Origin of the sequence: Negativicoccus succinicivorans (assembly GCF_018373335.1) — a bacterium.
Lineage (GTDB): Bacteria > Bacillota > Negativicutes > Veillonellales > Negativicoccaceae > Negativicoccus > Negativicoccus succinicivorans_A.
In genome coordinates this window covers 1-14,239 of sequence record NZ_JAHAHH010000033.1, presented here as the reverse complement: position 1 = coordinate 14,239, position 14,239 = coordinate 1, and the positions used below count along the sequence as shown (strand labels likewise).

Genomic DNA, 14,239 nt, shown 5'->3' with positions numbered 1-14,239 from the left:
CGACACCTGTACCCATGCCGAACACAGTAGTTAAGCTCGTAAACGCCGAAAGTACTTGGCTGGAAACGGCCCGGGAGCATAGGTAGCTGCTGATTACGCCAAAGAGACCGTCGAATGACGGTCTCTTTTTTATTTGCAAATTCTTTTTATGAATACACTGTAATTATTGTATTGCTTACAACGTGATTTTCATTTTCGTTTTTGTAAAAAGCAAAGAGAATCTCTCGAGTCATTGTATAACAAAGCTTATTAATAACTGATTTAAATCATCCGTCGTATACAAATATTGAAAATAAATAGTAATTGAGAATAAAACGTGCTACAATAGAAAAATAGCAAAAGAAACTGGTGGAAGTATGCAAAAAAAACATTGGCAATTTGTGCCGGTAGAAGAAAATACGGAACAAGCGGGTGTGCTGGCCCATGAATTCGACTTGCCGCTCATTGTGGCGAATATGCTGGTACAGCGGGGGATCTGCACCGTGGAGGCGGCGCAGAATTTTTTTCATGCAACACTTGAGGATCGGTTTGATCCGGCTCTTTTAAAAGGAACAAAGAAAGCGGTAGAGCGTATTTCGCAAGCGTTAAAAGCGCAAGAAACAATCGTTATCTACGGCGATTATGATGTCGACGGAATTACTTCCACGTCGGTGATGTTACGCTGTTTACGTCGACTTGGCGGCAATGTGGAGTACTATATTCCCGATCGCATTGAGGAGGGTTACGGTCTGAACGAAACGGCTCTTGCGGAACTTGTCGCCAAGGGCGTGAAACTCGTCATCACCGTGGACTGCGGAATCAGCTCGACGCATTTATGCAACCGTTTTCAAGGACCGTTAGATTTGATCGTGACGGACCATCACCAACCGCCGGAGAAATTGCCGCAGGCACTTGCCGTCATCAATCCGAAACAGCTCGGCTGTGCCTATCCCGATAAAAATCTGGCGGGGGTAGGCGTGGCTTACACGCTGTGCCGAGCGCTTTGGCGGGAGATCAAAGGCGAAGATTATACGGACGATATTGAACTCGTGGCGTTGGGGACGGTCGCCGATGTGGTACCGTTATTGGCGGAAAATCGTTTGTACGTCAAAGAGGGATTGAAACGGTTTGCAACGACGGATAATGTCGGTTTACGCGCGCTTTTACAGGTGTGTGAAATCGATCCGGAGCAAGTGACATCCGAGCGTATCGGATTTTCTATCGCCCCGCGCTTAAATGCGGCGGGACGTTTGGCGCATGCGCGTTTGGGCGTGCAGCTTTTAACGGCGACCGACGCGGAGAAAGCACTGGCGCTCGCGCAAAAATTATTTGCGATCAACAGTGAGCGACAGGCCTTGGAACGTGAACTGGTGACTGCGGCTCGGCATCGCTTGGCAGAGCTTGGCGCCGCTGACGACCGGATGTTGGTGGTGGACGGAGCGGCATGGCATCCGGGGGTCATCGGTATCGTGGCCTCGCGCTTGGTGGACAGCTTTCATCGCCCTGCTTTGGTCATTTCGGTAAATGACGGGATCGGCAAGGGTTCTTGCCGCAGTATTCCCGCGTTGGATATATATGACGCGCTGCATTCCTGCGCGGACATTTTGGAACAATTCGGCGGACATCATCAGGCGGCCGGGTTCTCCATTCGGGAAGAACGCATTCCCGAATTGCGCAAGCGTTTACAGGACTATGCCGATACGCATTTAACACCGGACGATTTCATACCGGTGCTGCGCGTGGAACGCGCGCTTGCGTTGGCGGATGTTGATTTGGATTTCGTCACGGCGCTCGAACGCTTAGAGCCGTTCGGCGAAGGTAATCCGTCACCTTTATTTGCGTCCCGCGATCTGACCGTGCAAAAAATTCGCCGCATCGGTAAAGATCGGCGCCATTTGAAAGCCAGCTTTGCGCAGCAGGGCGATGACTTGGAATGTGTCGGCTGGGGATTCGGGGAACTGACCACTGAAATTTTCAGCGGCGATACCGCGGCGATCGTTTACGCGTTGCAAAAAAATACATGGCAGAACCAGGTGCAAGTGCAGGGCGTGGTGAAAGATATCACGTGGGAAAACGCGCAAAAAGCGCATTTAAACCGTGAAATTATGGTGGCGGTATATCGTGAGCTGCGCGTGCTTTTGGAGTCGCATAATCGACCTGTCGCGCAAATTCAGACTATTCTCGCGGAGCAGAGCGGCTTGCCGTATGCCGCGCGGGATTTATTCGCGGCGGTGACCGTGTTGGAAGAATTGCATTTGTTGGAACGGCAACAGTATGAGAATGAAACCTGGTATACTTGGCGGCCCAGTGACGAAAAACTTGCGCTGGAAAATTCCGCCACATATCGTGCCGGTGCGGGAAAGGAGGATATATGGAAACCGTAAACACGGAATTTGATCGGGAAGCGGCGTATGCGAAATTGGTCGCCGACGTCAAAAAATATTTGCCCGATCTCGATGAAGATTCCCTGCGTGAAGCGTATGAGCTTGCCGATACGGCGCATGCGGACCAAAAACGTGTTTCGGGTGAACCATATATTATGCACCCGTTGGCTGTCGCCGACATTATTGCCGGCTTGCAAATGGATCCGGACGGTATCAAGGCGGCGTTGTTGCATGATGTTGTGGAAGATACTGATTACACGCTGGAAGATATTCGCATGCTGTTCGGCGATGAAGTGGCGTTTTTGGTGGACGGCGTCACCAAGCTCAACCGAATGAATTACAAAACGAAAGAAGATCAGCAGCTCGACACCTATCGCAAAATGTTTCTCGCGATGGCGAAAGACGTGCGCGTGGTCGTTATCAAACTGGCTGACCGTTTGCATAATATGCGGACGCTGTCCTTCGTGCGGGAAGAAAAGCAGCAGCGCATTGCCCGCGAAACGCTGGAGATTTTTGCGCCGCTCGCGCATCGGCTCGGTATTTTTAACATCAAGTGGGAGCTGGAAGATCTTTCGTTCCGCTATTTGGAACCGATGGCATACTACGACCTCGTCGAACAGATGAAGGTCAAACGCCAGGTGCGCGAAGAAATCATCAAACAGACGATTGATATCTTGCGCGATTCACTGCAGAAGAACAATATTGAAGCGGACATCAGCGGTCGTCCGAAACATTTTTACAGTATTTATAAAAAAATCAAGAAAAAACATCAGGATATCAGTGAGATTTACGATTTATATGCGACCCGCGTGATCGTCAACACGATCCCGGAGTGCTATGCGGTTTTGGGGATTGTCCACAGTTTATGGAAACCGTTGCCGTATCGGTTTAAAGATTATATCGCGATGCCGAAACCGAATATGTATCAGTCGCTGCATACGACGGTCATCGGCGAATCGGGGCAACCGGTCGAAATCCAGATTCGTACGCAAGAGATGCACCAGGTCGCCGAGTACGGTGTGGCAGCGCATTGGCGCTATAAAGAAGGCACGAAAAAAGCGTCGCAGCAACAGAATTTTGATGAAAAAATCGGTTGGTTGCGTAAATTGCTCGAATGGCAGGATACGAGCAATTCGAAGGAATTCGTCGACGCGTTGAAACTCGATGTATTCGCCGACGAAGTCTTTGTGTTTACGCCGCGCGGCGACGTCATTGACTTGCCGCAAGGCGCTATTCCGCTGGATTTCGCGTACCGCATTCATACGGAGGTCGGCAATACCTGCACGGGGGCCAAAGTCAACGGCAAAATTGTGCCGATCGACTACAAACTGAAAAACGGCGATATCGTTTCGATTATTACGTCCAAAAACGGCAAACCGAGTTTGGACTGGCTGAACATTGTCGCGTCGTCGGAAAGCCGTTCGAAAATTCGCAGTTGGTTTAAGAAGGAAAATCGTGCGGATAATATTGCCAAAGCGAAAGAGGCGTTGGAGAGCGAAGCGAAAAAACTCGGGTATGAGTTCAAAACGCTGAACAAGCCGGGACGCTTGGAAACCATTGCCGAACAGATCAATGCGGGCACGCCGGAGGATTTGCTGGCGGCGGCCGGCTATGGCGGTTTAACCGTGCGCGGAATTACACTGAAGCTGATTGACCTGCACAAAAAAGAGGAAGCGAAAAATAATCCGATTTCTTCTCAGCTGCAACAAACGCTCGACAGCTTGCGGGTCAGCAAAAAGGCGACGAAAGGCAACAGCGGCATTCTCGTCAAAGGCGAGCCGGGGCTGTTGGTGCACATGGCGCGTTGTTGTAACCCGGTACCGGGCGATCCCGTCATCGGCTACATCACACGCGGTCGCGGCATTTCCGTGCATCGCCTGGATTGTGACAATATTATTCACAATGATGATCCGAATCGCCTGATCGAAGTCAGCTGGATGTACGGGGCGAATGAAACTTTTTTGGTGGTCGTCGAGATCGAAAGTTACGATCGCCGCGGTTTGCTGGAAGACGTTTTGGGCGTCGTTTCGGAAATGAAACTGTCCGTCGGCTCGGTGAACGCCGATTTGCCGCAGGATAATGTCGCCAAAATTCGGCTGGGCGTACAAATTAAAGACTTACATCAACTGGAATTTATGATGACCAAGCTGCGACGGATTCGTGATGTATATTCCGTGCGCCGTTTGGAATCGGCAGGAGGAACGTAATGCGTGCAGTGATCCAACGAACGACACAAAGCCAAGTGACGGTGGACGGTGAACTCGTCGGCAAAGCCGGCGCGGGACTGACGGTGCTGCTTGGTGTCGCGGCGGAAGATACGGAAGAAGATGCCCGTTATCTCGCCGATAAAATCGTCAATTTGCGCATCTTTGAAGACGCGGACGGCAAAATGAACCGGTCTCTCTTGGATACGGGCGGCGAAATTCTCGCGATTTCCCAATTCACTTTATACGGTGACGTACGTAAAGGCCGTCGCCCGAGTTTTACCGCCGCCGCTCCGCCAAGTCTCGCCGAGCCGCTTTATGAAGTATTTGTTCAAGCGTTGCGCGCGCATGATGTGACGGTCGGGACCGGTCGTTTTCAAACGGAAATGCAGGTCACATTGACGAATGACGGACCCGTGACCATTTTGCTGGATAGCGGAAAGTTATTTTGAGGTAGCTATGAAAATTATCGCGTTAACACTCGGACCGCTGGCGACCAATTGCTATATTCTGTTTTCAGAAGCGACCAAGCATGCGATCGTCATCGATCCGGCAGCGGAAGCCAAAGAGATCCAAAAAGCGCTGACGAAATTTGATTTACAATTGAAAAAAATTCTGCTGACTCATGGTCATGCCGATCATATCGGAGCATTAGAAGAACTGCGCGCGTTGTACCCGGATGTACCGGTGGCGATGCATCAGGCGGATCAAGCCTATTTGAGCGATCCGAAACTGAATTTATCGGCTTACCAATACCAAAGCGTGAAGGCGCAGCCGGCGGAAGAATTTCTGGCGGAAGGGGATACTGTCGTCTTGGATGATATCCGACTTGATGTTTTGGAGACACCGGGCCACACGCCCGGCGGTATCAGCTTTTACGCCGCCGAACCGGGAGTGGTATTTGTCGGTGACGCTCTGTTTCAAGGCTCGATCGGGCGCACGGATTTTCCGGGCGGCTCGATGTCGCAACTAATTACAGGTATTGAAGAAAAATTATTATCTTTGGCCGATGGCACCGTGGTTTTATCCGGACACGGACCATCGACTACGATCGGAGAAGAAAAAAGATGCAACCCGTTTCTGAACATGAAAAAACAGTGAATGTAGTACCTTTGAAACGCGATGCGCAATTTTGGCTGCGCATTGTCCTTGTGACGGCCGTCGCTTTAACCGTTTACTATGTGCCGTGGATTGTCGTACCGTTTTTGATCGGCCTCTTTTTGTGCCTGATCTTGCGACCGCTCGTCGATTTTCAGATGAAAATGGCGGAGAAATTGCGCTGGCGCCGGTTCCCCATCGATATTGCCATTATCATTGCGTTCTTGGTATTTATCGCGGTGATGACCATTCTGGCGCGCAGTATTTTCGTGCCGTTCTGGCATCAATTTGAAGGCTTTGTATTACAGATTCCGTCGTTGACGTCGCAACTTTTAGAAACCATGCAGTATTTGCAGGCGCGCTATATTGACTTCATCCCGCCGGAAGTGCAGGACATGATCAATGACTCGCTGGTGCGCGCGGGTAACTATTTGATTGATGTCGCCAAAAACGGCATCTTCGCCGTAATTGCATTTACCGGCACCTTGGTTGAACTGGTCGTCGTGCCGATTATTACGTTTTACATGCTGAAAGCGGGCGGCAAATTCAAACGCATTTTCGCCGGATTGTTCCCGATGAATTATCGTCAACATATAATGGATTTGGTGCAGGAAACGGATCATATCCTGAGCGCCTATATTCGCGGTCAGTTGATTTTGTGCGCGGCGATTGCCAGTATGGTGTTTGTCGGCATGTGGTGGCTGGGCGTTCCGTATCCCCTGGTCATCGCGCTGCTCGCGGGGATCGTGGAATTGGTGCCGATCGTCGGTCCGATTGTGGGCGCGATTCCGGCCCTTTTGTTGGCGCTGACCATCAGCGGCGCGCTGGCGGTAAAAGTATTGATCTTCTACATCGTCGTGCAGCAATTTGACGGTCATATCTTAATGCCGAAACTCATGGGCAACGTCATTGAGATTCATCCGGTCGCGATTATCGCCGGCGTTCTTTTGGGAAGCGCCGTTCTCGGCGTGTTCGGCATGATGCTTGCCGTACCGACACTCGCCGTGTTGAAGGTCATTACCAAGCATATGTGGTATTACAATAAGTACAGAGAAATCGCACGTAGTTAACAGAAAGGATTTCGACATGCGACAAAATGAAATTATGCGGACATTGCGCGAAAAGATCAGAGAACACAAGTACAAATTCACTTCGCAACGGCAGGATATTTTGAAAGTGTTTGTGGAAAGCGACGAAAACCACATGAGCGCGGAAGATGTCTACAATGCGGTCAAAGTCATTCAGCCGGACATCGGTTTGGCGACAGTATATCGCACGCTCGATTTATTCGTGGAACTCGGCTTGTTGAAGAAATTGGATTTCGGAGACGGTCGTTCGCGCTACGAATTATTTGATGATAATATGCCGCATTTCCATCATCATCTGATTTGTTTAGGCTGCGGCGCCATTAAAGAATTTGAGTACGATATGCTGGAACCTCTGGAACAGATCATCGAAGAAGAGGAACGCTTCCAAATCGTGGATCATGTGCTGAAGTTCTACGGCTACTGCCGGCAATGCCGTCGTAAACAGCGTCGTATATGACGCTTCGTACCTATTTTCTGGACGGACCGGCGGCATGGCATTCCCCCGTGGCGCAGCTGATGCTCCGCTTCGGTTTGCGTTGGGACGAAAAACAGCCGGATTGTCGGGTACGAGTGACGCCGCAAGATAATACGTACCATGTAGAATTATTTCTGCACGGCACACCGTACTCTTCGCAAACGGTTTCCACGCGGCGCGCGGGCGGGCATTTCCTGAGTGACGTACTTGTTACTCTTTGCGAAAAGCCGCTCGGTGAATGGGGTTACCTTGTCGGGATGCGTCCGACCAAGCTTTTGCACCCGCTGCTTGCAGAAGATGATTTCGTCGCGCAGGCGGAGGCGCTGTGGGAGCGCGAGAAAGTCGCGCCGCACTGGGGGCGACTTTTAACCGCGATCGGTGAACGCCAACGACCCTATCTTTCCACTGATTGGCGGCAAACCGATCATCAAGCGGCGGTGTATATCGGTATTCCGTTTTGTCCGAGCCATTGCGTGTATTGCTCGTTTCCGGCTCGTGTCGCGCGACCGGATGAAGATTGGGACGGATTTTTAGAGGCCCTGCTGGAAGATGTGCAGCGAGCCGGCGCGCTGCTGCGCCGACAACGCTTAGCGGTTGACAGCGTTTACTTCGGCGGCGGCACGCCGACCGTATTACCGGCGGAACATTTTCGAAGGTTATTGACAGCGTTGCAAACGGAACTTGCGATTCCGTCCGGCACGGAATTTACCGTGGAAGCAGGGCGCCCGGATACGATTACCGAGGCGAAGCTGGAGGCGATGCGGAACGCGGGAGTAACGCGCTTGAGCATCAACCCGCAAACGTTGCAGGATCGCATTTTACAAACGATTCACCGCGCGCATACCGGAGCGCAGATCGAACGCGTGTACGCCGAGGCACAAACCTACCGTTTTGACGCGATCAATATGGATTTCATCGCTGGTTTGCCGGACCAGACCATCGCGGATATGAAAGAAAATTTGGACGCGGTGGCGCGTCTGCGACCGAAAAATGTGACCGTGCATACATTGGCGTTGAAGCGGCATAGTCCGTTGACGCAAACGGCTGGTGCATACCGGTTGCCGTCCGCGGAAACGACGCGGGCGATGGCGGACCTCGCCTATGAAACGCTGTGCGGCATGGGTTATGAGCCGTACTATTTATATCGTCAGAAATATCTCGCGGCGGATTTGGCCAATATCGGATACGCCTTGCCCGGCACGCTTTGCCGCTATAATATACAAATGATGGGCGAACGCATTCACATACTCGGCATCGGACCGGGAGCGACGAATAAAGTGATCAAAAATGCCGCGTTTCAATTTGATCGTTGCTATTTTCCCTGGGACAATGCAGCGTATTCTGAACGGTTGGAGTCATACCTTACGGAAAGAGATCGCCTGTTTCAATCGATATCGCAAAGGAGCGAAACACAATGATTAAAGCCTTGCGAGGAACGCAAGATATCTTGCCGCCGGAAAGTGAGCAGTGGCGGTATGTGGAAGAAATGATACGTAAATTGTGCGCGCAGTACGGATTTCAGGAAATTCGCACGCCGCATTTTGAAAAGACGGAACTGTTTCAACGCGGTATCGGGGAAACGACCGACGTCGTTTCCAAGGAAATGTATACGTTTACCGATCGCGGCGATCGTTCGCTGACGCTCCGCCCGGAAAATACGGCGGCGGCGGTGCGCGCTTATTTGGAACATAAAGTGTATGCGGATCAGAACGTGACGAAATGGTATTACATCGGTTCGATGTTCCGTTACGATCGGCCGCAGGCGGGACGCTACCGTGAATTTCACCAATTCGGCGTGGAAGTATTGGCGACGCCATCGCCGCAGGCGGACGGGGAAATTATCGCGCTCGCGGTACAGCTGTTCCAAACGCTCGGCTTACACGATCTGAACGTATTTGTGAACTCGGTCGGTTGTCCGAAATGCCGACCCGTTTATCGGGAAAAACTGATCGCGTACTACGAGGCGCATCAGGATGAATTGTGCGAAGACTGCAAGACGCGCTTATATAAAAATCCGTTGCGTCTGCTAGACTGCAAAGAGGAAGCATGCCAAAAGCTCGCGCAGGACGCGCCGGAAATCACGGAGTACCTTTGCGAGGAATGCGCGGATCACTTCGCCGCTACGCAGAAGTTGCTCACGGCGGCGGGCATTCCGTTTACGTTAAATCCGCGTCTTGTGCGCGGTTTGGATTACTATACGAAAACCGCTTTTGAAATTCAGTACGCGCCGCTCGGCGCCCAAAGCGCTATTTGCGGCGGCGGGCGTTACGACGGACTCGTCGAAGAGATCGGCGGTCCGCATACGCCGGGCATCGGCTTTGCCGTCGGCCTCGAGCGCTTAATGCTCGCGTTGTCGATGCAAGATTTATTACCGGAGGTCACCGCGGCCGCTGATGTCGCGATCGCGACTCACGGCGAGGCCGCGAGTGAACTCGGGTTCGCGATTGCGCAGGAATTGCGGGCGGCGAATTTCACCGTCGATACCGATCTTTTAGGCCGCAGTTTAAAGAGCCGTTTGAAGCAGGTCGGTAAAACCGGCACTAAGTATGTTATAATTATTGGCGAAACAGAATTAGCAGACGGCACCGTGATTATACGCGATTTGGCCGCGCGTGAGCAGACAACGCTGGCGCGCAGCGAGGTTGTCGGCTACTTGCAAAATGAACGAGAACGGAGAGGATAAAGGAATGGAAACAATGGCAGGTTTGCACCGTACGTTGATGTGCGGCGAAGTGACCGAGGCGCAAAACGGCAACGAAGTCGTTTTATGCGGATGGGTGGAACGACGTCGCGATCACGGCGGTTTGATTTTTGTGGATTTGCGCGACCGGACCGGTGTAGTGCAGCTGGTGGCTTCGCCCGATTATGATGAGGAAAGTTTTCATAAAGCGGAAGGCATCCGGAATGAATACGTGATCTGCGTACGCGGCACGGTACGTGAACGCGACGCGCAAACGGTCAACGAAAATATGCCGACCGGCAAATGGGAAGTCGTTGTGTATGAAATGCGCGTTTTAAATGCCGCGCAAACCCCTCCGTTTTATATTGAAGATAATGTAGACGTGGATGAAAATATCCGCCTGAAGTATCGTTATTTGGATTTGCGCCGTCCGGAAATGCAAAAGAATTTACGGTTGCGTCACCAAGTAGCGAAAGCGATGCGCGATTATTTGGACGAGCACGGTTTCTGGGAAATTGAAACGCCGATGCTGACCAAGAGCACGCCGGAAGGCGCGCGCGATTACTTGGTACCGAGTCGTGTCAACCCGGGCAAATTCTACGCGTTGCCGCAATCCCCTCAGATCTTCAAACAGATCCTGATGGTGTCCGGCATGGATAAATATTTCCAAATTGTACGCTGCTTCCGCGATGAAGACTTGCGCGCGGATCGCCAGCCGGAATTTACCCAGCTGGATATTGAAATGAGCTTTATCGAACGCGACGATATTTTGAAATTAATGGAAAACATGGTCGCCTTCATTTTTGAACGCGCGCTCGGCAAAAAGATTCCCACGCCGTTCCCGCGCATCAGCTATGATGACGCGATGAACCTGTACGGTTCGGATAAACCGGATCTGCGTTTCGAAATGCCGTTCTTCAATGTGACGGATATTGTAGCCAAGACCGATTTCAAAGTGTTCCGTTCGGTCGTCGAAGCCGGCGGCGAAGTCAAAGGCATTGTGGTGAAAGGATATTCGGACATTCCGCGTCGCGAACTTGACGGCCTGGTCGACTATGTCGGCCGTTACGGCGGTAAAGGTGTGGCGTGGATCGTAGTCAATCCGGACGGCTCTGTCAAATCGCAGATCGCCAAATTCCTCGGTGAGGAAATGGTGCAGGAAATCATCGCTCGCAGCGAAGCGCAGCCGGGCGACTTGATCCTCATGGTGGCGGACAAAGCGAAAGTCGTTGCGCAAGCTTTGGGCGAGTTGCGTTTGGAAATGGCGCGTCGTCGCAACCTGATCGATCCGGATGAATTGGCGTTCACTTGGGTGCTTGATTTCCCGATGTTTGAATACAGCGAAGAAGAGAAACGCTACGTCGCGATGCATCACCCCTTCACGATGCCGCGCGATGAAGATATCGAGTTCCTCGAATCGAATCCGGAACGCGTGAAGGCGAAAGCGTATGACCTTGTCCTGAACGGTATCGAAGTCGGCGGCGGCAGTTTGCGTATTTACCAGGAAGAACTGCAGCAGAAAATTTTCGCGGCGATCGGTATCAGTCAGGAAGAAGCGCAGCAAAAATTCGGCTTCCTCATGGACGCCTTTGCGTTCGGCGCGCCGCCGCACGGCGGTATCGCGTTCGGTCTGGACCGCTTGGTCATGCTGATGGCCAATCGTCAGTCGATTCGCGACGTCATCGCGTTCCCGAAAACGCAAAGCGCGATCGATCCGATGACCCAGGCGCCGTCGGAAGTAGCGCCGAAACAATTGCGCGAACTTTCCATTCGTACGGAAGACGATCTCGTAAAAAAATAATTGCAGCGGCGGCAAATAACTTGAAAAATTGCCCGCACTTTGCTATTATATAAGTGTAAAGAAACCCCTACCGTGCACGTGTGGCTAACGTTATTTTGAACCAACACCATCGATAAGGGAGTCCAACTTCGCTCGCGGAGTAGATTTTCTTCGGGCGGGAAGACACCCACCTGCACATGCAGGCTCAAAATACAGCAAATCACGACATGGTGGGGATTTTTCATAGCCGCTGACTTTATGGACAGCGGTTATTTTTGTATGTCGGGAGAGAATATGGCCAATTTATTCGAGCAGACACAGCGCGCGGATTTTCGGCCGCTGGCGGTACGTATGCGGCCCCGCACTTTGGATGAGATTTACGGACAGGAAGCCGTCGTCGGTGCGCAGAGTTTTTTAGCGGCGATGATTCGCTCGGATACCGTGCCGTCTCTGCTTTTATTCGGACCTCCCGGCACCGGTAAGACAACAATTGCCCGCGTTATCGCTAACCTCACGCAAAGCGAATTCGTGACGGTGAATGCGACGACCAGCGGCGTGGCCGAACTGCGTAAAGTGATTGCCGAAGCCAAAGAGCAGGGCAGTCTTTACGGCCGGCGCACGATTGTTTTTATTGATGAAATTCATCGTTTTAATAAAGGGCAGCAGGATTTATTGCTGTCCTATGTGGAAGACGGCACCATTACGTTGATCGGCGCCACTACGGAAAATCCGTTTTTTGAGGTGCAGAAGGCACTTTTGTCCCGCTTGCGTCTGATTCGTTTGGAAGCGTTGACACCGGCGGCCATTGTCCGGATTTTGCAAAATGCGGTGACGGATGCGGAGCGCGGCTTGGGTAAACAAAAACTTACCGTGGCGCCGGAGGTGCTTCGTGAACTCGCGCTGCAGGCTAATGGCGATGCGCGGCTCGCGCTGAATATGCTCGAGCAGACGGCGGCCGGACTTGCGCCGGGCGCGGAAATGACGCCGGAGGACGTTGCGCGCGCGGCGGGTATCGGGCGATTGGCCTACGATAAAAGTGGCGACAGCCATTACGATATCGCGTCCGCGTTTATCAAAAGCATGCGCGGCTCGGATGCCGACGCGGCGTTGCATTACCTCGCCCGCATGATCGAAGGCGGCGAGAAACCATCGTTTATGGCGCGAAGAATTATGATTTGCGCAGCGGAAGATGTCGGACTGGCCGATCCGCAGGCTCTTGTCGTCGCGCAAGCGGCGGCGCAAGCGGCGGAGATGGTCGGTTTTCCCGAAGCGCGGATTATTTTAGCGGAAGCGGTGTTGTATGTTGCGCTGGCGCCGAAAAGCAACTCTGTGATTACCGCGATTGACGCGGCCTTGTCGCGCGTGCGACAGGGCGCCATGGGAAATGTACCCGCGCATCTGCGCGATGCGCATTACAGCGGCGCGCAACAACTGGGTCATGGACAAACGTATCGATACGCCCACCAATATCCGAACGGCTGGGTCAAGCAGCAGTATTTGCCCGATCCGCTCGTGAATGATCGGTACTATCAACCGAAAATGTACGGCAGCGAAGCGGAGCTCGTCCGCCGCTGGAACGAACGGCGCGGTCTTAGCGCTACAAAGGAGAAACAGAGTGCCCAAAGCAAATCGTAAATCCCCAACCAAAACAGAAACGGCACGGCAGGAAAGCCGACGCTTTGAAATCGGCGGAGTGCTGATGATCGCCGTCGGGTTGTTCGCGTTGATTGCGATCGCTCGTTTTGACGTCGGCATCGCCGGGTATTGGACGCACGCGATTTTGGAATATTTATTCGGTATCGGCGCGTTTATTCCGGCGCTGGCGCTGATCTTCCTCGGCGCGCGATACGTTTATCGCCCGCGCGCGATGGCGGTGAAAACACGGGATACGGCCTGGATTATTTACTTTGTCCTCGGACTGATCACGTTGCATTGGTGGTACGTGCCGACCGGCCAGGAAATCCAGCCGTCCTGGTTTCCGCAGTATGGCGGCGCGCTTGGCGGAGCGGGCTTACTGTGTCTGCGCACGCTTTTCGGTGAAACGGGCGTGAAACTTGCTCTGCTCGTCATTCTCGTGGTGAATACTATTTTCGTCAGCAAATGGACGGTGACGGACGGCGTCAACTTTGTCAAAGGCAAGGCGCAACCGCATTGGGAAAAAGCGAGTGACAAAGTGAAAGAAACCGTAGAGGCGCATCGGCATGCCGAAAACTCTCCGACAGAACAAAAACAGCGCGCGCAGTTTTTTGATTTTGACAAGTCGAAAGGAAAAAAACCGGTGAGCGACGCGCCCGCGCAGGAGAAGCATGGGCCGGCTACGGTAACAACACCGTTTACACCGCCTGTCAAGGCATCGGCTGTCGCGCCGGAACCGAGCTGGATGAAGCCGGAACCGGACACCGATACGGAACAAGTGAAGCCGGATATCGCGCCCGCGAAACCGAAAAATGATCGCGCCGATTATAAATTGCCGCCGCTGAGTTTGCTCACCAAAACGCGACAAAGCACGGCCGACACGCAGGCGGAAGTAGCAGAAAATGCGCAGAAACTC

At 52.5% G+C, this 14,239-nt stretch carries 11 protein-coding genes, 1 rRNA gene and 1 other RNA gene; all 13 read left to right on the top strand.

The features are described 5' to 3' along the window. A 5S ribosomal RNA gene (rrf, locus tag KH813_RS03720) occupies positions 1-95 on the top strand; the annotation flags it as partial. 261 nt (positions 96-356) lie between these two features. Then, a complete protein-coding gene (gene recJ, locus KH813_RS03715; protein ID WP_303993400.1) occupies positions 357-2,363 on the top strand; it encodes a single-stranded-DNA-specific exonuclease RecJ in 2,007 nt (668 codons plus the stop codon). Next, complete coding sequence (locus KH813_RS03710) at positions 2,351-4,570, top strand: bifunctional (p)ppGpp synthetase/guanosine-3',5'-bis(diphosphate) 3'-pyrophosphohydrolase (protein WP_303993398.1); 2,220 nt, start codon at positions 2,351-2,353, stop codon at positions 4,568-4,570. Before recJ ends, KH813_RS03710 begins: the two co-directional genes overlap by 13 nt. Then, positions 4,570-5,019 (top strand): D-aminoacyl-tRNA deacylase, encoded by a 450-nt coding sequence (gene dtd, locus KH813_RS03705; RefSeq protein ID WP_303993396.1) that lies wholly within the window; start codon positions 4,570-4,572, stop codon positions 5,017-5,019. The genes KH813_RS03710 and dtd overlap by 1 nt, the downstream gene beginning before the upstream one ends. Before the next feature lie 7 nt (positions 5,020-5,026). Further along, entirely contained in the window at positions 5,027-5,668 is a 642-nt protein-coding gene (locus KH813_RS03700) for an MBL fold metallo-hydrolase (protein WP_303993393.1), read from the top strand. Next, entirely contained in the window at positions 5,635-6,735 is a 1,101-nt protein-coding gene (locus tag KH813_RS03695; protein ID WP_303993391.1) for an AI-2E family transporter, read from the top strand. Before KH813_RS03700 ends, KH813_RS03695 begins: the two co-directional genes overlap by 34 nt. 16 nt (positions 6,736-6,751) lie before the next feature. After that, positions 6,752-7,210: a Fur family transcriptional regulator gene (locus KH813_RS03690; RefSeq protein ID WP_303993388.1), complete on the top strand. Its 459-nt coding sequence runs from the start codon at positions 6,752-6,754 to the stop codon at positions 7,208-7,210. After that, positions 7,207-8,646 (top strand): coproporphyrinogen dehydrogenase HemZ, encoded by a 1,440-nt coding sequence (gene hemZ / locus KH813_RS03685; RefSeq protein WP_303993385.1) that lies wholly within the window; start codon positions 7,207-7,209, stop codon positions 8,644-8,646. Before KH813_RS03690 ends, hemZ begins: the two co-directional genes overlap by 4 nt. Further along, positions 8,643-9,911 carry a histidine--tRNA ligase gene (gene hisS / locus KH813_RS03680; protein ID WP_303993382.1) on the top strand — a complete coding sequence of 423 codons (1,269 nt, stop codon included), beginning with the start codon at positions 8,643-8,645 and terminating at the stop codon, positions 9,909-9,911. Before hemZ ends, hisS begins: the two co-directional genes overlap by 4 nt. 4 nt (positions 9,912-9,915) lie before the next feature. Beyond that, complete coding sequence (aspS, locus tag KH813_RS03675; RefSeq protein ID WP_303993379.1) at positions 9,916-11,709, top strand: aspartate--tRNA ligase; 1,794 nt, start codon at positions 9,916-9,918, stop codon at positions 11,707-11,709. A 61-nt stretch (positions 11,710-11,770) separates the two neighbouring features. Further along, positions 11,771-11,929: non-coding RNA, 6S RNA (ssrS, locus tag KH813_RS03670), on the top strand. Between the two features lie 53 nt (positions 11,930-11,982). Next, positions 11,983-13,323 carry a replication-associated recombination protein A gene (locus KH813_RS03665; RefSeq protein WP_303993377.1) on the top strand — a complete coding sequence of 447 codons (1,341 nt, stop codon included), beginning with the start codon at positions 11,983-11,985 and terminating at the stop codon, positions 13,321-13,323. Beyond that, the coding region (locus tag KH813_RS03660; RefSeq protein ID WP_303993374.1) for a DNA translocase FtsK 4TM domain-containing protein at positions 13,304-14,239 on the top strand (936 nt) is incomplete at its 3' end. The genes KH813_RS03665 and KH813_RS03660, both read left to right, overlap by 20 nt.